General features: G+C 50.3%; 19 protein-coding genes. 12 read left to right on the top strand and 7 right to left on the bottom strand.

What is annotated here, in order from left to right:
• Positions 1-32 precede the first annotated feature (32 nt).
• From ABD852_RS11815 to ABD852_RS11800, 4 genes are all read left to right on the top strand, one after another.
• A complete protein-coding gene (locus tag ABD852_RS11815) occupies positions 33-2,252 on the top strand; it encodes a TonB-dependent receptor (RefSeq protein ID WP_345028914.1) in 2,220 nt (739 codons plus the stop codon).
• A complete protein-coding gene (locus tag ABD852_RS11810; protein ID WP_345028909.1) occupies positions 2,252-2,836 on the top strand; it encodes a helix-turn-helix domain-containing protein in 585 nt (194 codons plus the stop codon). Before ABD852_RS11815 ends, ABD852_RS11810 begins: the two co-directional genes overlap by 1 nt.
• A 25-nt stretch (positions 2,837-2,861) precedes the next feature.
• Entirely contained in the window at positions 2,862-3,221 is a 360-nt protein-coding gene (locus ABD852_RS11805) for a cation transporter (protein WP_345028907.1), read from the top strand.
• Between the two features lie 472 nt (positions 3,222-3,693).
• The gene (locus ABD852_RS11800; RefSeq protein ID WP_345028905.1) at positions 3,694-5,052 is read left to right on the top strand and encodes a sigma-54-dependent transcriptional regulator; all 1,359 of its coding nucleotides are present in this window, start codon (positions 3,694-3,696) and stop codon (positions 5,050-5,052) included.
• Between the two features lie 72 nt (positions 5,053-5,124).
• On the opposite strand, the gene ABD852_RS11795 is transcribed toward ABD852_RS11800, so the two are convergent.
• On the bottom strand, positions 5,125-5,730 hold the full coding sequence (locus tag ABD852_RS11795; RefSeq protein WP_345028903.1) for a YciE/YciF ferroxidase family protein: 606 nt from the start codon (positions 5,728-5,730) through the stop codon (positions 5,125-5,127).
• 128 nt (positions 5,731-5,858) lie between these two features.
• Positions 5,859-6,581, bottom strand: a complete 723-nt coding sequence (locus tag ABD852_RS11790; RefSeq protein ID WP_345028902.1) for a KGG domain-containing protein — start codon at positions 6,579-6,581, stop codon at positions 5,859-5,861.
• A gap of 231 nt (positions 6,582-6,812) precedes the next feature.
• Here ABD852_RS11790 and ABD852_RS11785 point away from each other — a divergent pair, with 231 nt between their 5' ends.
• Positions 6,813-7,547, top strand: coding sequence for an META domain-containing protein (locus ABD852_RS11785; protein WP_345028901.1), 735 nt, complete (start codon positions 6,813-6,815; stop codon positions 7,545-7,547).
• 87 nt (positions 7,548-7,634) lie between these two features.
• Here the strand turns inward: ABD852_RS11785 and nadD are convergent, their stop codons facing one another.
• The 3 genes from nadD to pgmB all read right to left on the bottom strand — a co-directional run bounded on the left by nadD (position 7,635) and on the right by pgmB (position 11,322).
• The gene (gene nadD / locus ABD852_RS11780; RefSeq protein WP_345028900.1) at positions 7,635-8,207 is read right to left on the bottom strand and encodes a nicotinate (nicotinamide) nucleotide adenylyltransferase; all 573 of its coding nucleotides are present in this window, start codon (positions 8,205-8,207) and stop codon (positions 7,635-7,637) included.
• Between the two features lie 112 nt (positions 8,208-8,319).
• The gene (locus tag ABD852_RS11775; protein WP_345028898.1) at positions 8,320-10,605 is read right to left on the bottom strand and encodes a family 65 glycosyl hydrolase domain-containing protein; all 2,286 of its coding nucleotides are present in this window, start codon (positions 10,603-10,605) and stop codon (positions 8,320-8,322) included.
• A gap of 60 nt (positions 10,606-10,665) precedes the next feature.
• Positions 10,666-11,322, bottom strand: coding sequence for a beta-phosphoglucomutase (gene pgmB, locus ABD852_RS11770; protein WP_345028897.1), 657 nt, complete (start codon positions 11,320-11,322; stop codon positions 10,666-10,668).
• Between the two features lie 245 nt (positions 11,323-11,567).
• On the opposite strand from pgmB, the gene ABD852_RS11765 reads away from it, so the two are divergent.
• Positions 11,568-12,569 carry a Gfo/Idh/MocA family protein gene (locus ABD852_RS11765; RefSeq protein WP_345028963.1) on the top strand — a complete coding sequence of 334 codons (1,002 nt, stop codon included), beginning with the start codon at positions 11,568-11,570 and terminating at the stop codon, positions 12,567-12,569.
• Positions 12,570-12,653: 84 nt separating this feature from the next.
• Positions 12,654-15,377 carry a DUF5686 and carboxypeptidase regulatory-like domain-containing protein gene (locus tag ABD852_RS11760; RefSeq protein WP_345028896.1) on the top strand — a complete coding sequence of 908 codons (2,724 nt, stop codon included), beginning with the start codon at positions 12,654-12,656 and terminating at the stop codon, positions 15,375-15,377.
• 320 nt (positions 15,378-15,697) lie between these two features.
• On the opposite strand, the gene ABD852_RS11755 is transcribed toward ABD852_RS11760, so the two are convergent.
• The gene (locus tag ABD852_RS11755) at positions 15,698-17,788 is read right to left on the bottom strand and encodes a prolyl oligopeptidase family serine peptidase (RefSeq protein ID WP_345028959.1); all 2,091 of its coding nucleotides are present in this window, start codon (positions 17,786-17,788) and stop codon (positions 15,698-15,700) included.
• Between the two features lie 216 nt (positions 17,789-18,004).
• Between ABD852_RS11755 and ABD852_RS11750 the strand changes: the two genes are divergently transcribed.
• From ABD852_RS11750 to ABD852_RS11730, 5 genes are read left to right on the top strand one after another with little or no spacing between them, the layout of a single operon-like run.
• Complete coding sequence (locus tag ABD852_RS11750; RefSeq protein WP_345028893.1) at positions 18,005-18,457, top strand: methylglyoxal synthase; 453 nt, start codon at positions 18,005-18,007, stop codon at positions 18,455-18,457.
• Positions 18,458-18,509: 52 nt separating this feature from the next.
• Positions 18,510-19,127 carry a thioredoxin family protein gene (locus ABD852_RS11745; RefSeq protein ID WP_345028889.1) on the top strand — a complete coding sequence of 206 codons (618 nt, stop codon included), beginning with the start codon at positions 18,510-18,512 and terminating at the stop codon, positions 19,125-19,127.
• Between the two features lie 52 nt (positions 19,128-19,179).
• The gene (locus ABD852_RS11740; RefSeq protein ID WP_345028887.1) at positions 19,180-21,042 is read left to right on the top strand and encodes a NuoI/complex I 23 kDa subunit family protein; all 1,863 of its coding nucleotides are present in this window, start codon (positions 19,180-19,182) and stop codon (positions 21,040-21,042) included.
• An 11-nt stretch (positions 21,043-21,053) separates the two neighbouring features.
• Positions 21,054-21,422: a YccF domain-containing protein gene (locus tag ABD852_RS11735; RefSeq protein ID WP_345028886.1), complete on the top strand. Its 369-nt coding sequence runs from the start codon at positions 21,054-21,056 to the stop codon at positions 21,420-21,422.
• Between the two features lie 25 nt (positions 21,423-21,447).
• Entirely contained in the window at positions 21,448-22,584 is a 1,137-nt protein-coding gene (locus tag ABD852_RS11730) for an RsmB/NOP family class I SAM-dependent RNA methyltransferase (RefSeq protein WP_345028885.1), read from the top strand.
• 105 nt (positions 22,585-22,689) lie between these two features.
• Here the strand turns inward: ABD852_RS11730 and ABD852_RS11725 are convergent, their stop codons facing one another.
• On the bottom strand, positions 22,690-22,824 hold the full coding sequence (locus tag ABD852_RS11725; protein ID WP_345028883.1) for a hypothetical protein: 135 nt from the start codon (positions 22,822-22,824) through the stop codon (positions 22,690-22,692).
• Positions 22,825-22,928: the final 104 nt, after the last annotated feature.

The raw sequence follows: 22,928 nt of genomic DNA, 5'->3' as shown, positions 1-22,928 counted from the left end.
AGCACAGCGGTTCACAGAAAATGACTTCAATCATGCAATATCTATTTATATTCAGTTTACTGATGGCGGCAGCCCCGATCCTGGGCCAGTCTGTCAACGGCAAAGTACATACCGAAGAAAATCAACAGAAAACCCCGCTGGTAGGCGCCAACGTATTTTGGAAAGGAACAACGATCGGGGTTATGACCAATGTCGACGGGGCTTTTTCGATACCGGTCGCCCCCGAAACACGGCAGCTTATCATCAGCTTTGTCGGATACCGCAATGACACGCTCCTGGTTGATGACCTTCTGAAAGTGTTGGACATTACCTTAAAAGAAGACCAGACGCTGAGCGAAGTTACCGTTCGTGGCAACGCCGGCATGCTCGACCGGCTTTCACCGCTGCATACCGAAATTATTGATACGCGGACATTGGAGAAAGCAGCCTGCTGCAACCTGTCGGAAAGTTTCGAAACCAACGCCTCTGTGAGTGTTTCATTCAGCGACGCCGTAACCGGTTCGAAGCAGATCCAGATGCTGGGTCTGAGCGGCAACTATATCCAGACCAATACCGAAAACATCCCGTTTGTACGGGGCTTGGCCACGACTTTCGGCCTGAATTACATCCCGGGAACCTGGGTTCAGTCGATTGACGTCAACAAAGGTGTCGGCTCGGTTGTAAACGGCTACGAGTCCATGACCGGGCAAATTAACGTGGAGCTGAAAAAACCGGACGGTCCCGAGCAGCTCTACCTCAATACCTACGTCAACCATTTCGGACGGGGCGAGGTGAACCTGAACCTGGCCCGACAACTGAATGAAAAATGGAGCACCGGTTTCCTTTCTCACGCCAGCACCCTCCGGAATCGCGTAGACGGTAACGGCGACAATTTCCTGGATATGCCGCTGTATACCCAAATCAGCGGACTGAATCGCTGGAAATATCAAAGTGACAACATGATGGCCCAGTTCGGGGTAAATGCACTCCACGAAAACCGGCTGGGAGGAGAAATGAACTTCAGGCCTGCCATGAAACTTACCCGGGAGGCCTACGGGTTCGGTACCAACGTGAACCGTGCGGGGGCTTTTGCCAAGATTGCCAGGCTTTACCCGCACAAGCCTTACCAGGGATTGGGGCTGATATTAAATGCCTCATACCACGACCAGGATTCTTACCTGGGCCTGACCCGCTACGATGCTACCCAGAAAAGCCTTTATGGTAACCTGATTTACCAGAACATCATAGGAAATACGCAGCACTCCTACCGGACCGGCGTTAGCTATATGCTCGACAATTACCGGGAAGTTTTCAAGGATACGCTGATGCGGCGTACAGAATCCGTACCCGGCGCCTTTTTTGAATACACCTACAATTATATCGACAAGTTCGTAGCCGTATTGGGTTCCCGGCTGGACGCCCATAACCTGTATGGCCTTCAGTTTATTCCAAGGGCCCATTTGAAGTACGGAATCGACAATCATACAGTTCTTCGCCTGGCCGGCGGTAAGGGGTTTCGCGTTGCCAATCCGCTTGCCGAAAACTACGGCAACCTGGTTTCGTCACGCCGCGTGATATTCAGGGAAACACTTCAGCCTGAAGTCTCGTGGAACTACGGGATCAGCCTCTCCAGGGACCTTCACCTCAACGAAATGAAGGCGAGCGTCGTGGTCGATTTTTTCCGCACACACTTTGAGAACCAGCTGGTCGCAGATATGGAGGACCACCGGTACCTTTACTTCTACAACCTGAACGGGAAGGCATTTGCCAACAGCTTCCAGGCCGAATTCAACCTCGTCCCCGTCAAACGTTTGGAATTCAAGCTCGCATACCGGTTCTTTGACAACAAACAGTCGATCACAACCGCTACCGGGGAAACCCAATTGCTGCCGAGAATGATGGTAAGCCGCGACCGCGTACTTTTCAACACCGCCTATGCTTTGCCGTATGACAAGTGGAAATTTGACCTGACCGTGCAATGGAACGGACAGAAAAGAATGCCGATGACCGCCCGCGAGCACGCCCAACCGGAAACCGGTATAATGCCGGTCTATATGGCCCCAGACTTTTTTAACGTAAATGCGCAGATTACCCGTACTTTCCCGAAGTGGGATCTCTACCTCGGTGGCGAAAACCTGACAGGGTTCAGACAAATGAACCCGATCGTGGAGGCACAGAACCCGTTTGGCCCGAATTTTGATGCGGGTATGGCGTGGGGGCCGGTAGTTGGCCGGATGATTTATGCGGGACTTAGATTCAAAATCGGAGAATAATGGAGCTGCTTGTCAAAAACATGGTCTGTGACCGCTGTATCAGAACCGTCAGAGAAGAACTTGAGCGGGCCGGTGAAAAGGTAACCGATATCAGGCTCGGGAGGGTGGTCATTGAGGGCACCCCGGGGGAAGACCGCCTGGACGCCATCCGCGGGATTCTGACCGGTAACGGTTTCGAACTCCTCGATGACAAAAAAGCAGCCCTGGTCGACTATATCAGGAAACTGATTATCGAGGAAATCCAGCACCTGAAGGGCAGCAAACCCGAGCATATGAATTTCTCGGAGTACCTGGCTCAGAAGACCGGATATGAATATTCCTATATCAGTCATCTGTTCTCGGCTGAAACCAACCAGACCATAGAGCAATATATCATAGCGCAGCGAATTGAAAAAGTAAAAGAATGGCTTTCATATAATGAACTGACGGTCAGTGAAATTGCATGGAAACTAGGATACAGCAGCGTCGCACATTTATCTAACCAGTTCAAAAAAATAACGGGAATCACGCCCGCAGCATTTAAAAATCTGAAAGACCACGAGCGAATCTCCCTTGATAAAATAGGGCCAAAGGAAAACAATTAATTAAAACTACAAGTGCATTAAACTCATGAAGCAGATCACCAGTTTACTAATGGCGTTTGTCCTGATGATGGGGCTAGCCAATTTCGCTTACAGCGCGGACAACGATTCGAAGGAGGTTAAAATCAAAACTTCGGCAAAATGCAAAATGTGCAAATCCAGGCTGGAGAGAAATTTGGGTTTGTCAAAAGGCATCGAATCGGCGAACCTGAACCTGGACGACAAGGTAATGACCGTCAAGTACAATCCGAAGCGGACGTCGGAAGAGAAAATCAGGGAAGTGATTGCCAAAACCGGCTACCAGGCCGACGAGATTCCGGCAGTGGAATCAGCCCACGACAAATTACCGAAATGTTGCAGGAGAACCGCCGAGGAACACAGTCACTGACGGTGCGCACGCACGTGACCGCGAGTTACCGGATTGATAGTCGACTATAAACGGCTACCGCTACCACCAAACGCATTCCGGTCGACCCGGCTTGAGAAACGGTGGCCTCCAAACGAGGCCACCGTTTCTCATAAATGCCTCCTGAAAACTTTTCCGGTTACGACGCCTACGGGATTGTGACAACCGAATTTGCCGTATCCGAAAATATATTCGCCTTTATGAAGCATATAGCCCGTGATAAAGGCAAATATTTCCCGAATACTTCTTAATTTAACACCCCCGATAGCATTGATCAGCCCTCTTCTCTATATCGGGTTCGTTACTTTTCTGCCTCCATTCAGGAATATTGCTGTTACAGACTTAAAAATCAGCCTCGAGCTGTTTGATATCAGGCTTTTGTCATTAGCAGCGCTCAACCAGTTATGATCATTCAGCTAATAGCCAGGTGCTAATAGCGTAAACCTTTGCGCACATGAAAATATTGTTAATCGGGAGGAGAGAGGGTTACAGGACTATGCTTTCGGAAAATCTTAAGAAATCGGGCCTCGAAATTTTGGAATGTGACGATCTCCCTCTTGCCCAAAAAGAGCTTGCCATCAGGGAACTCGATCTCGTAATCTGTTGTATGCCGTTTCCCGGCGGCGATTCACTTTTTTCAGTCGTGTCGACGATCAAATCCTATGCAGGCGAAATAGAGATAATTCTTATCGACCATCATATTGAGTTGCACACCGCCATGCAGCTGGCCCATGCAGGGGTGTACTGCTGTTTCAATCGTCCCTTTTGCCTGGATCAGCTAAAAGAAACTATCAACCAGCTCAGAGCGCCCGGAACCGGGCTTCCGCCCCGAAAAAAAGCCCGGGCAGGGTCAGACGCTCAAACCGGGAACCGCTATGTAAGAGGGAACAGTGAAATTGCACAAAAAATGTACCAGCAAATAGACCTGATTGCGCCTACGCGGTTTAATGTGATTGTCACGGGAGAAACAGGGACCGGCAAGGAGTCGGTGGCACGGAGAATTGCCGTGTTAAGCGAAGCTTCCGAGCCTTTCATCACGGTAGATTGCGGATGTCTTTCCAAAGAACTTGCCGTAAGTGAACTTTTCGGGCATGAAAAAGGCAGTTTTACCGGAGCAACCGAAAAGAAAATCGGTGCGTTTGAATCTGCAGATAACGGCACGCTTTTCCTGGACGAAATCGCGAATCTCGAATACGATGTACAGGGCTTTTTGCTCCGGGCTATCCAGGAAAAAACCATTCGGCGCCTTGGATCCACCCAGGAAATTGCTGTTAACACCCGCCTGATCGTCGCCACCAACGAGAGCCTTTTGAAGGCCGTAAAATCTGGAAAATTCCGGGAGGATTTATACCATCGCCTGAACGAATTTGAAATAATCGTACCGCCACTCCGCACCCGGCCGTCCGACATCCCCGTTTTCATCAGGCATTTTATCTCGGAGATAAACGCGGAACTCAACAAGAACGTCAGGATGCCCGATGAATGTACCCTGACCAAACTCGCCCGATACAATTGGCCAGGCAATATAAGGGAATTAAAAAATGTGATCAGGAGAGCCTGTTTGTTTTGCTGCGACGATAGGGCCATCGATTTGAGTACGCTTCCCGCCCATATTACCGAGTACGATCCACGGATGCAGTTCCCGGGTCAAATGCCGGCATCTGTGACGATCAGGACTGCCCGTAGTGTGACGGTGGATGATATCAAAACTGCACTTTCTGTAACAAGGAACAACAAAAGTCAGGCAGCACGGTTTTTGGGAATCGATCGCAAAACGCTGTATAACCGTCTGCAGGACGAGCTCAATTCCTGAGTTCGGGAAAAGCAAAAAGGGGTTGACTGACGTCAACCCCCGGATGTTGGATACCCCTTTTTAACATTCCTTTCAGGTCGTGTTTACCGGGGCTTTTCCGGACTTTTCCTCTTCAACTGCATCCACATTTATTTCAGTTTCTGCAATCTCCGTGAGGTAAAGGTCCATTCCTTCCTCATCATCCAACGTTTGCTGCAGACGATCTGCAGCCCTCGTTAAGTTTAAAGTGTGTGCTATAGCTGTCAGACCGCCATAACTGGCAATCTCATAATGCTCTACCTTTTGGGCCGCAATGATCAATGCAACATCTCTTGTTGCCGAACGATCCGGGGTCGCCTTAATCATTTCGTCGGCCTCCTTGAGAATACCTTCCATCGCTGCGCATTTCTTTCGCTGCGGGCTTTCATTTAAGCTTTCGAAAATCTTTTCAAGACGAGAGATGTGCTGCCTGCTTTCAATTTCATGGTCTTCCAATGCCTCAACAAGACTTTCGTTAGAAGCGGCTTTCTGCATTTTTTTCAACCCTTCAATGACCGCTTCTTCCGCCCACAGCATATCCATAAGCCCGTCTTTAAAAAATTGCATCAACGATTTACTTTTATCTTCGACAGCAGGGATGTTGCCTGCAGACGCGGCCGATGTAGCGTCCGCAGCAGTTTTTTTATTCGGTTCAGACATCACTTTATCGTTTAACATGGACTAAAAAAGATTCAAAATACCGCTTCCCGAGCTGATTCTCTCCCGCGATGAACGTTGAGTAACAGGGCGCGGCAGCTCAGCGAACCACCCCGGGAAACGGTCACTTTTTAGCTTTGACTACGCCTGCTGCCGTATCCCGAACGTGTGCCGCGATGGGAAGCCCGGCCGCCTTTTGCCGATATTCGTCTCAGTTCGTCTTTGCTCATCGCGGCAAACCCGCGGCGCGAGCCGCTCCGGCTGTTGCCCGATGAGCTCCCACGTGACGTACGGCTTCCTGATGAACTGCGCCCACGGTTGTCGTCGGATGACGACGTGCCGCGCCCGCTCATACCGGATCTGGAACGACCGGAAGATCGACCGTCGCGGCTTGACGATGAAGAGGTTCCTCCATGAGATGCCCGACCGCCTTTTGCAGCTATGCGGCGCACCTCATCCCGGTCCATCGCGGCAAATCCTCTCCTTGAGGTAGACCGGCCGGTTCCTGAGCGTCGCCCGCCTCGCGAATCCCCTTCGTCATCTTCATCCTCGTCCTCATAGTCTTCATCATCTTCATCCTCATCGTCGTAATCTTCGTCCTCGTCGTACTCATCCTCAAAATCATCGTGGCGATCATCAAAGTCATCACCGCTTTCGCCAGCCTCATAACCGGCCTGGTACCCGGCCCTGTAGCCTTCTTCATAGTCATCGCTGTCAGAATAATCTTCTTCAGCATAACCTTGCCTCCGGCTACCGGAACTGCCTGAACCACTACTTCTGCCTGTTCTGTTTCTGTCTGAACCTGATTGACGGGTTGAATAACCTCTGTCTGCTCTGCTGTTTCGCCTTTCCATAACGTTAGTGAAATTTAAGTGAACAATAAGTCCCCGGATATCAAAAAGCTATGCCATTAGCTAAAAGGCCCGGGAACGGCGCATTCCCGTCTTTTTTTTGTTGATTTCGCTGATTTTACCCTGGGGATAACCTGTGGAAATCTACAGGTCGTTCCTTACAGAATCTTTGAAACATGCTTCATTCCGGGTGTTTTTTTGCTATACTTGCGTCGATCATCAACCATCAAAACCATGAATGCTTCCAAAATCAATCTCTTACCAATTACCCTGGCGGTTGCGCTTGCAGCCTGCAATTCAATGTCCGGAAGCCGGACCGAAAGTGCGACCGACTCGCATACCAGCCAAAACTCGCTGGATTGGGCAGATGCCTACGGCAACGACAGCATACTGGTAACGATTTCCAATAAGCAGACTTACACCTGGGAGGAGAGGATCAATGCAGATTCTATCCACGCGGTCACCGGCACTTTTTCGTGGGATGCAGACGGGAAAAACATCATTCTTTCGGGGGTTGATCGGACTTACCAGGTCGGGGAAAACGCTCTTATCCCGGTAGCCGGTGCCCAAAATACCGGGCATTCAGCGCCATTGAATAAGAAATCACCGGTGCTTGGGGGAGTTTCCTGGAAACTGGAAGAATTAAACGAAAAACAACCGTCTGATTTCGGCCAGGAGCCCGTTTTTCCCGCACACCTGGTCTTTGACGAAGAAAAAAACAGGGTTGCCGGAAGCAGTGGCTGCAACCGTATCTTCGGTCCTTACACAACCGGTAAAAACCCGGGAGAAATCAAGTTTGACAAACTGGGCGGAACGATGATGATGTGCGGTTCCATGGAACTGGAACACGCCTTCACCAATGCCATCGGCGCGGTAAGCCGGTATGAGATTCAGCATGGAAAACTCCTCCTGCTTGACAAAGACGGCAAAACCCTGTTCCGCTTTACGCCGTCCCTTTCTAAAAGCTAAATAAGGAGTGGTCCGTTATTACCCCTCAAACGCCACAGAACCGATTTCCGACATCCGACTTCCGACCTCCGATTTCCAACCTCCTCCTCATACATAGAACTTTTTAAACCGTATCGTTTCTTCGACTATTTCCGGCACAAGGTACCGGATGGACCGGCCTGCGGTAACTGCTTCGCGAATAAAGGTCGCGGAGATGTCCAGCAATGGCGCCTGGACGAACGTGACTTTATCGTGATGATGAAATGCGTGCGGCTGCACGCCGGGGCGCGGGTACACGTACAGTCCTGTGTGCGCCAATATTTGCTCGTAGTTCTTCCAGTTCGAAAATTGAGCCAGGTTATCCTCACCCATTATCAACCGGAAGGTATGCTGTGGAAACTTCTCCTGCAGCGTTACCAGCGTGTCAATGGTATAACTGGGCTTGGGCATATGAAATTCTACATCGGAAACTGCCAGCAGGGGATTATCGTCAATCGCCCGCTCCACCATGTACAGGCGGTCAAACTCATGCAGCAGGCTTTTCGATTTTTTAAACGGATTCTGCGGGCTCACAACGAACCATACCCGTTCGAGATCGGTCGCAGTCGCCATGGTCTGGGCAATGATCAGGTGCCCCGTGTGGATCGGATTAAATGAACCGAAAAAAAGTCCTATTTTCATGGGTAGAAAGTGTTGGGAAGGCGGATTCGGAGGTCGGAAATCAGAAGTCGGAAATCGGTGAGGATACTACGCCCGATTTCTGATTTCCGACTTCTGATTTCCCTTTTTCCCTTCAAACCGTCAATGTTGCTCCGTTTACTTCCAGTAGAAGCGGGTCGCCGGATAACCGTTGTACGTTCGTTTTTTCCTTTGAAACCTTCACCTGGAGCAAAGTGCCTCTGAAAGCGATCCGGAAGGAATAAGCATTCCAGTTTTCAGGCACGAATGTCTTAAAAACCAGCCGGTTGCCTACTACCCTCTGACCGGCAAAGCCCTTCACTATACTCATCCAGGTACCCGCCATGGAGGTGATATGCAAACCGTCTTCGGTATCGTTGTTGTAATCGTCCAGGTCAAGGCGGGACGTCCTTACGTACATTTCATAAGCCTTTTCGGGACGATCGATCCTGGCCGCAAGAATCGCATGGACACAGGGCGAAAGCGACGATTCATGCACCGTCATCGGCTCATAGAAGTCAAAATTCTTCCGGAGCTGTTCGTCAGTAAAGTCTTCTTCAAAGAAATACATACCCTGCAGCACATCCGCCTGTTTGATAAAGCATGACCGCAAAATGCGGTCCCAGGACCAATTTTGGTTGATTGGTCTGTGGTCTGCTATCTGGTCAACGGTAAGCAAGTCTTTATCAAGGAACCCGTCCTGCTGTAAAAAAACACCGCGCTCCGGATCATAAGGAAAATGCGTTTTGGCCAGGATTGCCTCCCAGTCACCCCGCTCTGTCTCGTAATTGAAACGAACTTTCTCAAAAACCTCGTTAAGAGCGTCTGACGACTGCAGCCCATCGACTACAGAAAGTGTATATTTCAATGTCCAGTTGGCAATGTAATTCGTGTACCAATTGTTGTTGACATTGTTTTCGTATTCGTTGGGACCGGTTACGCCCAACATAACAAACGCTTTTTTGTCTTCGGACCAATTGAACCGCTGTTTCCAGAAGCGGGAAATGCCGATCAGGACTTCCAGGCCATGCGTACCGAGGTAATCCGTATCGCCGGTATAACGGACATAGTCATAAATGGCATAAGCAATTGCGCCATTCCGATGGATCTCTTCAAATGTAATTTCCCATTCGTTGTGGCATTCCTCACCATTCATCGTAACCATGGGGTAAAGCGCCGCACCGTATCCGAACCCCAGCTTTGCCGCGTTGTCGATGGCCTTCCCCAGGTGGCGATGCCTGTACACCAACAGGTTGCGCGCTACTGATGCGTCTGCCGTGGCCAGGTAAAACGGTATACAATAGGCTTCGGTATCCCAGTAGGTACTTCCGCCGTACTTTTCACCGGTAAACCCTTTGGGGCCGATATTGAGACGGGCATCCTTGCCCGTATAGGTTTGTTCGAGGTGAAAAATATTAAACCGGATCCCTTGTTGTGCGGCCACATCGCCGTCGATCATAATATCGTTCCGCTCCCACTTTTCTGCCCAGGCCAACACATGCGCGGCTTTCAGTGCCTGGTATCCTTTTTTCCTGACGCGGTCGATATAAGCTTTCGCGTTGTCCAGCAGCCGTGAACGCTCGTGGTTGGCAGATGAAAGATTTACCCCATATTTGACTAGAACCAGCTCTTTCTGCGACGGAAGCTTAACTGTAATATTGCCGGCTACATACTTTTCCCTCTTTTCCGGAATGGCATCAAAATCAATCCGTTCACCGTCCAGGTAAAGATCATAGGCCATCCCCGTGGCCACCTGGAAACGCTCGACCTTGTACGGATTTTCTATGGTTTCCAAAACCAGGTACCCCTCGGCAAAAGCAGTTTCTTTGGCTACTTCATCCCAGAAATGCTGTCCGTAGTTGGCATCCCGGTTTTTAATGGTGCCGTCCAGGTAAGGTGTAATTTTCACCTCGTTATCGGTATCCGGCAGCGTAATCGAATAGCGTATTGCGCCTGATTCATCGTCGGCCATACTATTAAAACGCTCCGCTGTGAGCCGGACCCGGACTCCGGACCGGAGTTTCACGACGGCGCTCCTGTAGAGAACGCCTTCTTTCATATTCAGCTCGCGCCGGAATTCTTCCACCTCAACCTCGGCCAGGTCCAGCATCTCATCGCCGATGCGGATGTCAATACCGATCCAGTTGCATGCGTTAAGCACTTTCGCAAAGTAGTCGGGATACCCGTTTTTCCACCAGCCTACCCTGGTCTTGTCCGGGAAATATACCCCGGCCACATAATTTCCCGAAAGCGACTTACCGGAATATCTCTCCTCGAAATTTCCGCGTTGTCCCATACGGCCGTTGCCGAGACTCATCAGGCTTTCTGTGATTTCGTTGTATGCCGGATGAAACCCTTCTTCAATAACCGACCATTCGGCATGCGTAATATAATTTTTCATGAAGCTGTGAGGTTTGATCTGTGGGTTGTGAGCGATGGGCTTTGGTGCATAAGCTTTCAGTTATTTGGTTTCCGCGGCTAATTCCTCCAATTGGGTGAGTGACAATCCTTCAAAATTCGGAAAAACCCGGTCGGCCTCTTTCAGTATAGCGGGGTCGCCTATTCCGACCACCTTCATACCTGCCCGCTTCGCCGCTTCGACACCGGCAACGGCATCTTCAAACACCACGGCGGAACCGGGTAAAACGCCCAGGTCCGCAGCACCTATCTGGAAAACCTCCGGGTCAGGCTTACTTTTCCGTACCCTGTTCCCGTCGACAATTGTATCGAAATAAGGGCGAAGCCCGACATGGTCCAGAATCGTACCCGCATTTTTGCTGGCAGAACCCAGGCCGATAAGAATTCCGCGTTCCCTGGCCTGCCTGATAAAATTCAAAACGCCCGGCAGTACATCTGCAGGTGTCATTTCACTGCATAACCTCAGGTAATAGGCATTTTTCTCCTCTGCGTAGCGTAGCTTTTCCTCGTTAGTAGCCTGTATGCCGCCCGTCTTCAACACTATTTCAAGGGAATCCATCCGGCTTATACCTTTCAAAGCCTCGTTTTGCGTCTCGGTAAATTCAAACCCGAGCTGATGAGCCAATCTTTGCCAGGCCAGAAAATGAAACCTGGCGGTATCTACCAACACCCCGTCGAGGTCAAACAAAAAAGCGTGCATACGTGACTATCTAAGATATTGCTCCTGTCGTTTAATCCGGCCTTACGGCGCACCGGTCTGGCGAAGCGGTGGGCCGGAATCAGCCAAAAGTACAAAAAAGACACTATACTAATAACAAAGGGAATACACGCCGTAACCGCCGGTGCCGGTTTGCGTATCGAACAAAACTTTTCGAAATTGGCCGCATTAATCCCAAAGGATTGCCCAAATTTATTTAACCTTCTTAATAAACCTACAAAATGAAAATCGATCAGTTGCGCTGGGGCATTATCGGATGCGGAAATGTTACCGAAGTTAAAAGTGGCCCAGCCTTTAATCTGGTTCCCGGATCAGAACTGGTCGCTGTAATGAGGCGCGATGGTGCGCTGGCTGAGGACTACGCGCGTCGCCATGGCGTACCCAGGTGGTACAATGACGCCGATCAGCTTATTGACGACCCGGATGTCAACGCCATTTACATTGCTACTCCGCCTGACTCTCACCTGGAGTATACAAGGAAGGCGCTCCAGGCAGGAAAACCTGTTTACGTAGAAAAGCCTATGGCCCGCAATGCGGAAGAATGCGCGGAAATGAACCGCATCAGTGCCGAAACCGGCGTGCCGCTGTATGTAGCCTACTACCGCCGGGCCCTGCCGTACTTTCTGAAAATAAAGGAAATTATCGACAGCAAAGTCATCGGGGAAATCAGGAGTGTGCACATACAGCTGCATTGGCAGCCCTACGACGAAGAGGTTGGCCCGGATGCAAAACCGAGGTGGCGGGTTTTTCCCGAGCTATCGGGCGGCGGCCATTTTCACGACCTGGCCTCGCACCAATTCGATTTCCTGGAGTTCCTGTTAGGACCGGTGGCCACGGCCAAAGGCTTTTCGGCAAACCAGGCCGGACTTTATCCCGCCGACGATATCGTCACTGCCACTTATGCTTTTGAATCGGGTATCCTCGGGACAGGAAGCTGGTGCTTTACTGTCAACAAAGAGCAGCGGGTCGACGATGCCTGGATCATCGGTTCCGAAGGAAAACTGTCGTTCCATTTTTTTGAAGCATACGACATCATAGTGGAAACAGCATCAGGAGTAGAAAAGTACCACCTTCCGTACCCGACCCATGTCCAGGAGCCCTTTATCAGGCTGATGGCCCGGGAACTGCAGGAAGGCATAAAGGCCTGTCCGAGCACCGGGCTCTCGGGAGCGCGCGCAAACCTGGTGATGGATTGGATTACCGGGAAAGCTATGAGCCGTGAGGTGTGAGGTATCAGCGATCACCACGAACTTACTTGAATAAAGCCGTTGATGAACCGGCCCACGACTCATGGCTCAAACCTCATTACACGGATGAGAAAATCCCACACATTAACGCTCATTAAAATTGCTATCCTCTCCCTGGTATTCGGGGGTGCCGCTGCCCAAACGGGGGTGAGGGGAAAGGTATACAACCAGAAAAAGGAGCCGCTTCCGTTTGCTTCGGTATCGGTAAAGGGAACTTCAAACGGGACTATCGCCAACGAAGACGGCCTGTACCAGTTAAACCTTCAGCCGGGTAACTACGAGATTATATTCCAGTACCTGGGTTATCAGACCGGCGTTAAAAAAGTTACGGTTTCAAACACCCCCGAAACATTTGATGCCGTACTGGCGGAGCAAGCCCTTGAATTGGGCGAGCTGAAGATAGGCAGAAGCAAGGAAGATCCGGCCTACGCCATCATGCGCAGGGCAATTGCCAAGAGCAAATATCACTTGCTGCAGGTAGAGAGCTACAAAGCCAAGGCTTACACCAAGTCATCAGTGGTGATTACCGACCTCCCGCTTGAGTTTCTGTACAAAAAGGAGCTCGATAAAATTTCAAAAGAAGAAAATTTTAAGAAGGGGGTACCCATTCTCAACGAAACGGTATCAGAAATTGAGTTTAAGCAGCCCAATACTTACAAACAGCGGGTAATTGCTGCCAGAAATAGCCAGGACAATACTTTTGCCAACCCCAATGAGTATCTCCTTACCAGCTTTTACAAACCCGAAATTGTTCAGACCGTTTCACCCCTTTCCCCGAAGGCTTTCTCCTATTACAAATTCGAGTACCTGGGCACTTTCCGCGAAAACGGCGTGGACGTTAGCAAAATTAAAGTAACGCCGCGCGCTTACGGCGACGGGGTTTTTAAAGGCACCCTCCACATCATAGAAGACGCCTGGGCAATTCACAGCCTCGACCTGCAAACCGTAAAAATGGGCATTAGCCTGAAGATAAAACAGCTATATGCGCCTATCCAAAACGTCTGGATGCCGATTCAGCAGCAGTTCAACGTGGACGGCGGCCTGTATGGCGTCAAAGGAAAGGCCGATTATGTGATATCCCAAACGTTTCAGTCGGTAAAGCTTAACCCGAACTTTCCACCCGATATTGTCGTCCTGGACCCCAAAACCGAGAAGGCCGAAATCCGGGCGCTACCTCAGAAAAATTCCGCCGGGGAAAAGCAACTGGAGACGCTTTTGAACGGAGGTCAGAAGTTGTCTGCAAAAACGCTTCGAAAAGCGATGAAACAATATGAAAAGGAACAGGTCCGGGAACGAAAAACCGGGGGCGAAGATGTAGACCTGATTGAAAAACGCGTTTCCACGACTGAAGTCGATTCCCTTGCTACCGCCAGGAACAAAAGCTACTGGGACTCGCTCCGGACAGTACCTTTAACACATTCTGAAATAGTCAGCTACAAGAGACTAGACAGTCTTGTTGTGAAAAGGAAAATAGAAAATCCCGGCCCATCCGAACCCAGGCAGCCCGGCACGCCGGACTCTACCCGTACCGGCAATAAAAAAAGTAACGCGAAATTTAGCCCGGGGAAGCTATTTTTCGGAGCCTCTTTCCCGCTAGGCAAGGATAAATCGTGGCGGGCCGATTACTTTGGTCCGGTACGGGTACCCCAGTTCAATACGGTGGAAGGACTGGTGATCGATGGTGCGGGCCTTGGGATCAGGCATACAAGGAGAGCAAAAAAAAACAGTGTAAAAACGGGGTATCAGCTCTCCCTAAAAGGGTTGTTACGCTATTCGCTCGAACGAAATTTGTTATCGCCGAGAGGTGAACTTCAGTACAGTCGCGGGAGTAACAGCTTTTTGCTGGAAGGTGGCCGCACCATCTCGCAATTCAACTCCGAAAACCCTATCTCCTACCTTTTGAATTCGGTTACTACGCTCTTCTTCGAACAGAATTTTGCCAAAATATACCAGAAGGACTACCTGAAACTCCAGTTTACACACGCGGCCAGCGCCGATCACATCCGGTTCAATGTCTACCTGGAATATGCAGACCGGATGATGTTAGACAATGCCGCCAAAATGAACCGTTACCGTTGGATCAATTGGCGAAAGCGCGAATTTACCGATAATACGCCTGAGCTTCAGCAGGGCCCGGCGCCGGTACGTAACCACCTCGCCCTTACACTGGGAGCAAGCCTGGGCTACAAACCCTGGCAGAAGTACCGCATCAAGAATGGGAAAACCACTTATTATAACGACGACAGTCCCGAATTCCTGTTGGCTTACCGGAAAGGTGTTCCGGATCTGTCGGGTAGTATGGCAAATTTTGATTTCCTTCAATTCAGGATCAAACACGGTTTCGATACCGGTATCCGGAGCAAGCTCTATTACCAGGTTGGAGCGGGCAGGTTTCTCAACCGCAGGCAGACAGACTTCCCCGATTATCAACATTTCAGCGGAAACAGGTTCTTTTTCCAGTTAGGTGATCCTGTAGGAACATTCAGGATGCTGGATTACTACCGCTTCAGCACCGACCGTCATTTCGTGGAAGGGCATGTCCTGGCGGAGTTCCGGCAGCTATTGCTGACCCAGATCCAATGGTTCCGCCTTTTGGGAATTAAAGAAACCGTTATCGCACACTATTTGCTTACCCCCCAATCCCGCCACTACACCGAGCTTGGTTACGGATTTGACGTGGGCATCCGCTTTCCTTTCCGGATAGAGGTCATGAATAGCTTTGAATCAGGCAAGTATAAGCACACGGCATTCAGGATCGGGACAACTATGAATCTTCCGTTTCAACAGTAAAAAGATACCGGGCATAGCCGTTAAAACCGAACCGCCGGCCTTTGAAACTTATGTGGTAAAAAATAAACCACAAAGGGCACCGAGAGCACAAAGAACTACCTAAAAAACCTTAGCAGAAAGAAACCTTTGTGCCCTTCGTGCCCTCTGTGGTTAAAAAATAAACCACAAAGAGCGCAAAGAGCACAAAGAACTACCTAATAACCTTTGCAGAAACGAACTTTCGTGTACGTCTGCGCGATAAATTCATATAATCTAAAGACCGGTAATTGATAGATTCAGATCACCGGAAGAACCGAAACGCTGGAATTCGAAGCTTTCAACTACTTCCAGGTCAGGCCGAAATTCTTGAACATAAAGGCGTAAATATCCGCCGTTGTTTGAAGCAATTTACGCGTATTGCTGGCGCCGTGCCCCGAATTGGTATCGATGCGGATCAGCAGCGGGTTGTCTGACGATGCGCCGGCATTGGCTTGCAGCGTAGCGGCATATTTAAAAGAATGCGCCGGCACTACACGATCATCATGGTCTGCCGTAGTGACCATTACCGCCGGGTACCTCCCCGCTTTGCGAATATTGTGAACAGGCGAATACCCGTACAACACCTTGAATTCTTCCGGGTTGTCGCTGCTTCCATAGTCGGCAACCCAATTCCAGCCGATGGTAAACTTTTGGAAGCGGAGCATATCCATCACACCTACCGCCGGTAAAGCAACCTTGAACAGCTCGGGCCGCTGATTGGTTACAGCCCCCACCAACAATCCGCCGTTTGACCCGCCCTGTAAAGCCAGTTTGTCAGAAGAAGTATATTTTTCCCCGATCAGGTATTCAGCCGCAGCAATAAAGTCATCAAAAACGTTCTGCTTTTTCAGCTTCATACCCTGCTTGTGCCACTTCTCGCCATATTCACTTCCTCCCCGCAAATTGGCTTGGGCGAAAATCCCACCCTGGTCCAGGAAGGCAATGCGGGTGGCATTAAAAGAAGGGTCGAGCGAAATATTAAACCCGCCGTACCCGTATAAAACGGTTGGATTGTTTCCGTTTTGCACAAGCCCCTTTCTGAAAGTAATGAACATGGGGACCCTCGTGCCGTCCTTACTCGGATAAAACACCTGCCTGGTCTCATAGTCTTCGGGGTTAAAGGCTACTTCCGGCTTCCGGAACATCTCGCTTTTTCCCGATTGGATGATATACCTGAAAATAGTCGGCGGGTAGTTGAAAGAAGTGTAAGTATAGAAAACAGATTCATCTTCTTTTTCACCGTCAAACCCTGCAGCAGTTCCCAGCCCGGGCAAAGCTACCTCTCCTTCCGGCTTTCCCGTGCGATCAAATACGTAGGCATGCGAGGCCACGTCTTTGTTGTAGATCGCAAACAGCTTGGTACCGCCGGTAGAAACCGACTTAAGCGGTTCAGGCTTCTCGGGTATAACCGTATTCCACTTGCTGTCGGTAAAGCGGAACTTTTCCACCTTTCCGTTGGGCGCATCTTCATTGGTTTCGATGAGAAAGCCGTCTTCAACGTTGTCGATAACCGAATAGCTGAAGTCCCCGATTTCGGACACAACCGGCTTGAAATCCTTGTCTTCTGCTTTTTTGTAAAACAAAGCATTGCCATCCTTCCCTTTGCCGCGATCGCTTAATTTCAATACCAGGTATTGTTCGTCATCGGTAGTGCCGGCCGTATGAAAACGCTGCGGATTCGCCGGGTCCTCATATACCAGCCGGTCCTGGTCCTGGGGAGTCCCTACCTTGTGAAAATAGACCTGGTGGTTCTCATTTTTCGCAGCAAGGGCGCTTCCTTCAGGCTTTGGATAGCGGCTGTAATAAAAGCCGTCGCCCTGCCAGGCTGCCGACGAGACTTTCACCCACTCGATCTTGTCCGGCATCATCTTCAGCGTATTCAGGTCCATAACGCCGTACTCCTGCCAGTCTGAACCGCCCCTCGATATTCCTACAACAGCATACCTTCCGTTTTTTGACAGGCTGAAAACAGTCAGTACCGTAGTGCCGTCCGCTGACAACAGGTTTGGATCAAGCACCAGTTCGGGAGAGCCGTTCGGGCCTTTTTGCCGGTAGATAACCGATTGATTCTGTAAACCGTCGTTCTTTGAAAAATAGAAATAATCTCCTTTCCTACGGGGAGCGGAATACTTAGGGTAATTAAAATACTTCTCCAGGTCGGCCAGGATTTTCGTCCTGAAGGCGATTTCGTCCAGGTAGCTGTGCGTAACCTTATTTTGCGATTCCACCCAGGCTTTGGTTTCCTCCGACCGGTCGTCTTCCAGCCAGCGATAAGGATCATTTACTTTCAAGCCGTGGTAGTCATCTACCTGTTCACCCGACCTTGTATGTGGATATTGAATGCGTTGTGCGCTGCTTTCTGTTGTGTAAAGTGCACCAATTACTCCGGTCATCATTAATATTTTACCCGTTTTACTTATGTTCATGATAATGGCTGATGAAGTGAGATTATTCACCTGGCAAATAACGCGAATCCTGAATCTTATCCAAATTCTGATTTTTTCATTTATCATGCGGTCGGTTTTCGTAAGTCTCCTGCAACTTTGCACGCCGGGCATTCATTATTTTCGACTAATTTCAAGCCGGTTTGAATCAACTCTAAAAGGAACATGGCCACTTTCAGAACAATACCCGCGGCAAAACATATAGCACTGGTAGCACACGATAACCGCAAGGATGAATTGCTTGAATGGGCTATCGCCAATAAAGGCGCGCTGACCATGCACCGGCTTTATGCCACGGGAACGACCGGCAAAATACTCGAAGCCCACCTGGGCCAGCCCATTCAAAAACTGTTGAGCGGCCCGCTGGGCGGCGACCAGCAACTCGGAGCAATGATCGCCGAAAGGAAGATAGATGTAATGATATTTTTCTGGGATCCGTTATCCGCCCAACCGCATGATCCCGACATCAAAGCTCTGCTCAGGCTCTGCGTGGTCTGGAACATACCGCTCGCATGCGACAGCGCTACAGCTGATTTTCTTTTCACTTCCCCCCTCATGTCCGGCGAATACGCGTCGCGCCAGACCGATTTTACCGAGTACCTTTCCCGGAAAATATGAACTATTGCGCCTCTCCGGTGTTTAAGTAAGTAGAACAAAAGCAATAATAACCTTGAATACGCCTGTACTTCCGGCGCTCTTTGCCGCCGGCAATCTGAATGCCACTTACTCGTACGATACCTACATGGAGTTAATGGAGACGGTCGTCAGGGAGAACCGCACGACGGGTCCCAAACAAAGTCCGGACTACGCTGCCTATACCAGGCTGAACCTCGCAAGGATGCAGCGGCTTAATAAAACCGCAGTGTTGGACGAGGATACCATTCAATTGGTCAATATTATACAATCGCCTCAGAAATGGTTCGTTTTGACCGAAGCCTGGTGTGGCGATGCCGCACAGTGCGTACCGGTCATTGCAAAAATCGCAGCAGTCAATCCCGCAATCTCCCTGACCTTAATGCTGAGGGACGAAAATCCCGAAGTAATGAACCAGTACCTGACCAATGGCGGGAAATCCATTCCAAAGCTGATTGTACTGGACCAGGACGGCAACGAACGTTTTACCTGGGGCCCCAGACCGGCAGGCGCTCAATTAATTTATGACGACTACAAACAAAACCCCGGCAGGCCATTTTCCGAGCTTACGGAGGACCTGCAGCGCTGGTACAATGCCGATAAAACACATTCTATCCAGCGTGAACTTTGCGAAGGAATTAAAAAGTCGCTGTAAGGTGAGTTAATTCGCCTATTTTTGTGCTTCTGAAAAGAACCGCTGTTAAAGAATGCCTGGCTATTTCAAAAATATTGCCGACGGGGTAAAATCCACGCTTACCGGAATGGGACTGACCCTGCGTCATGCCCTGGAAGCGCGCAGGCGGAGAAAAGCGTCCAACATCCAGCTGGACAATTTTTTTGATGTCTCCACAGGCATGGTTACTGTGCAGTACCCCCTTGAGACCGTGCCCATCCCCGACCATGGCCGGTATCGGCTCCACAACGAGATGGACGACTGCATTGTCTGTGATAAATGTGCCAAGGTATGCCCGGTAGACTGCATTGATATTGAGCCGATTAAAGCCACGGAAGAAGTTGGGAAAGCTTCCGACGGGTCGGTTATCAGGCTTTATGCAGCCCGGTTCGATATTGACATGGCCAAGTGTTGCTACTGCGGGTTGTGTACCACTGTGTGCCCGACCGAATGCCTCACGATGACCAAGACTTTCGACTACAGTGAATTCGACGTGAGGGAGATGGTGTACGCTTACGGCAACCTGACTCCTGAACAGGCACAGGAAAAAAGAGACCTTCTTGAACAGTTTCAGCTTGAAAAAGCACAAGGTAAAGGCAAGGCGACGGCGGCAGAAAGCCCGGCAGTTGCCAAACCCAAACCCGTATTTAAACCCATGATGAAACCGGCCGCCTCCGTTCCCGCAACCGAAAAGGCAACCGGCTTACCCCGCGAAATTAAATCAGTGGTAAAATTCAATCCCAAAAACTGGACTTCCGAAGTATTAATCGCCGGAAACTGGGCGCGGTTCGCACCTGGCACCCCCCTAAAACAAAAAAGCGCGGAACCGAAAAAGACGGTTACCGAAACGGAAAAACCGGCCTTTAAACCCTCTCAAAAACCGGCTGTTCCGGGTGGTTTCCAACCCAGAATGAAGCCAAAAACCGGTGCTCCGCAAACGCCACCGGCCGGCGAAAGCGCCAAACCTGCCTTCAAGCCTACTATGAAACCGAAGGCTGACACCCAGCAGGCCTCATCCGTCGGTGAAGTCGCCAAACCCGCCTTCAAACCGACCATGAAACCCAAGGCAGGAACGGAAACCGTGAAGGAAACACCATCAGAAACTCCGAAACCGGCATTCAGGCCTACCATGAAGCCCAAGGCAGGAACGGAAACCGTGAAGGAAACACCATCGGAAGCTCCGAAACCGGCATTCACGCCTACCATGAAGCCCAAGGCAGGGACGGAAACCGTGAAAGAAACACCATCGGAAACTCCGAAGCCTGCATTCAGGCCTACCATGAAGCCCAAAGCAGGAACGGAAACCGTGAAAGAAACACTATCGGAAGCTCCGAAACCGGCATTCAGGCCTACCATGAAACCCAAAGCCGATACGCAGCAGGCGTCACCGGCAAGCGAAGAGGAGAAACCGGCGTTTCGTCCCACAATAAAACCTTTGGCAAAAGCTTCCGGCGAGCCGCAAAAAGCAGCTCAACCCGGTTTCGCGCCAACTATGAAGCCAAAGGCTGCAGCTCCTTCAAAAGAAGCGGACCAACCTATTCAGGCCGCGCAAAAGCTGCCTGAAGAATCAAAGGCCAACGTTAAGGGTTTTCACCCCGCTTCGGCGATACCGGCAAATGCCGGCTCGCAGCAGCGTCCTGTTTTCAAACCCGGCGCCACTTCCGTAATCCGAAAGGCAGCGGCACAGCCCGTAGAAAAGCAAAAATTCCATCCCAAATTATACAGCCCGCAATCGGAAAACGTGCGTCCTTCATTCGGGAATACTGAAAAAAAGGCCGCTTCGAAAAAGGTAGATTCGAAGCCCGCTTTAAAACGGGAAGAAGTTTCCACGGAACAGCCGCTCCAAACGGCGAAACCTAAAAGCACCTTCCGCCCGACCATGAAACCCAAAAAATAATAACGGAAACAATGAGACTCGTCGGGAATATCATTTGGCTCATTATGGGCGGCTTCGCTACGGCACTCGAGTATTTGACCTCAGGGCTTGTCCTCTGCCTGACCATTGTGGGGATTCCGTTCGGGTTACAATGTTTTAAGCTGGCTATCCTTATGCTTTTCCCCTTTGGCCGGAAGGTGGTCAGCAGCTCGGCAGTAACAGGATGCCTGTCACTCCCACTCAATATTATCTGGATTATCTTCTCCGGATTCTGGATAGCCATCACCCATTTGTTCTTTGGCGTATTGCTCGCCATCACCATTATCGGTATCCCGTTCGCGAAACAGCATTTCAAGTTCATGAGGTTGGCGTTTACGCCCTTCGGTAAGGATATTCTGTGAAGGCAGCGTTTCGTAGTTTCTCAACATGAATTTTCTTATCAGGCATATTGAAGATATACTCGGGCACTACGACGCGAGCGTTCCGATGTCGGTTTATTTGAAAAACCACTTCAAAAAACACCCCAAATTGGGCTCCAGGGACCGCAAAGCCATATCGGAAGGAACCTATCTGTATTTCAGGTTCGCAAAGCTCCTGCCCGGAAGCGCGCTGCCTGAGCTGATTTACAACGGCCTCCGCCATAGCGGCGTCAAAGCGGAGTTCCTGGAACGGATGCTGCTGAAAGAAGACCCGGAATTACCCGCTAAAACGACTGATCCAATACCCGTTCCGACCACCGGACTACCTGCGTTTTCAGAGGGTGTGACGGCTGAAGAATGGCAAAAAAGCCTCTACAGTCAACCTGGAACCTTTATCCGGGCCAGGAGTCGCGCCGTTACCGAAAAACTGAAACGAAAAGGAATAGAATTTACCCGGACTGATGAAGTCACTCCCGGTATCCCGGGGTGTGTTGGAGTTCAGAATGGTACCGATCTTGAAAAAGCCCTCGAGCCGGAAGATTATGTGGTTCAGGACTGGGCTTCCCAGGCCAGTATGCACCACCTTCTGGGATACCTAGACGCTGCACCGCTCCGGCTCTGGGATTGTTGTGCAGGAGCGGGAGGGAAATCGCTGTTTTTGAGAGACTATCGGCCTGATATCAATATCCTTGCTTCGGACATCCGGAAAAGCATCCTGGTTAATCTGAAAGAACGTTTTATACGCTATCATCTGGAGCTGCCGCAAATACGGGCGCTGGACGGTACAGATCCGTCAGCGATGCAGAAGACGCTCGGCAGCAGGACTTTCGATTTTGTTCTGTGTGACGCCCCCTGTTCGGGAAGCGGCACCTGGGTGCGAACGCCTGAACAGTATTTTTATTTTGAAAAGGAGTCGTTGAGTTATTTTCAGGAAAGGCAATTGGCTATTGCTGCCAATACGCTTCCATTTCTCAAAGAAGGCGGACGCCTGGCCTATGTCACCTGTTCTGTTTTCAGGGAAGAGAATGAAACCGTAGCAGATCTGTTAGTAGAGAAATTCGGTTTGAAACTTGTCAGCAGGCAACTGATCAACGGGATGCGTCAAAAAGCGGATACACTTTTTGTAGCTGTTCTCGAGAAATAGGAAATATGGTTGTGTCACGGCAGATGGAGCCGGTTATCCAGGGCCGCTACACAGCGTTGCGCTACCATTGACAGCAACAGGTTTGGCGCCGCACCAACCGGAGGGTCATCCCGACCGCAGCGGAGGGATCTCCCGCTCCCAGTACCCAATCCCTTTCAGAGGACTTTTTATAGCAGCAGGAGATCCTTCGACTCCGCTGCGCTCCGCTTCAGGATGACCGTCCGGCAGATGCGCTACCATTGACAACAACAGGTTTGGCGCCACTCCAACCGGAGGGTCATCCCGACGTATCATAAGCTTCGCTTACTCCTGGATCTGGTGACATCTGAATGTACCCAAAAAAG

The sequence above is a fragment of the Ravibacter arvi genome, from assembly GCF_039540405.1.
GTDB lineage: Bacteria > Bacteroidota > Bacteroidia > Cytophagales > Spirosomataceae > Ravibacter > Ravibacter arvi.
Note: the sequence above shows the minus strand (reverse complement) of the source record. Positions and strands in the feature narration are given on the sequence as shown.